The sequence below is a fragment of the Candidatus Pelagibacter communis genome (assembly GCF_001180165.1).
Lineage (GTDB): Bacteria > Pseudomonadota > Alphaproteobacteria > Pelagibacterales > Pelagibacteraceae > Pelagibacter > Pelagibacter ubique_P.
In genome coordinates this window covers 1-522 of record NZ_CVSQ01000004.1, presented here as the reverse complement: position 1 = coordinate 522, position 522 = coordinate 1, and the positions used below count along the sequence as shown (strand labels likewise).

At 31.6% G+C, this 522-nt stretch carries 1 protein-coding gene and 1 pseudogene; both read right to left on the bottom strand.

All coding sequences use genetic code 11. The features are described 5' to 3' along the window. On the bottom strand, positions 1–112 hold a 112-nt coding region (locus tag AMN88_RS00425), incomplete at its 3' end, for a DUF1467 family protein (protein ID WP_143323648.1). Continuing rightward, positions 112–522 (bottom strand): annotated as a pseudogene (locus tag AMN88_RS00420) (MBL fold metallo-hydrolase); the annotation flags it as partial. The pseudogene AMN88_RS00420 and the gene AMN88_RS00425, both read right to left, overlap by 1 nt.

Genomic DNA, 522 nt, shown 5'->3' with positions numbered 1-522 from the left:
CCTCACCATCAATTTTTACAGTCTTTGTTCGATTCACATCAATAGGTAGAATAGCAAAAAAAACTATCCACCATATAATTATATAGATAATAGCTAAGCCTGTTGCGCTCATTATATTCTTACTAAATTGATATTGGTAAAAGGTTTTTTTCCTGTTCTCTCTTTTGAAAACTTTCTACAGGCAATTTTTAATGCATCAATAAGATTGTGTTCTTGTTGTTTGCTTCCAATTTTAAAAGTTCTAGAGGTTTTCTCTATTTCCTCCTCTAATCCATAAACAAAATCATCTCGATCATCTACAGGTAAACCACGAAATGAAAGAATAGGATTATTATGTATATTACCTTTAGGTGTAATCATTATTGTTACCTCAAGATATCCATTTGCACTTAAATTTTTTCTATCTTTTATCGATTGTGAATCTGGATCAACACTTATACTGCCATCTAAATAAAGTCTGCCACTTGGAGCCTTGTCATATACTTCAGGTTTATCACCTGGAAATAACTTAACGATATCGCC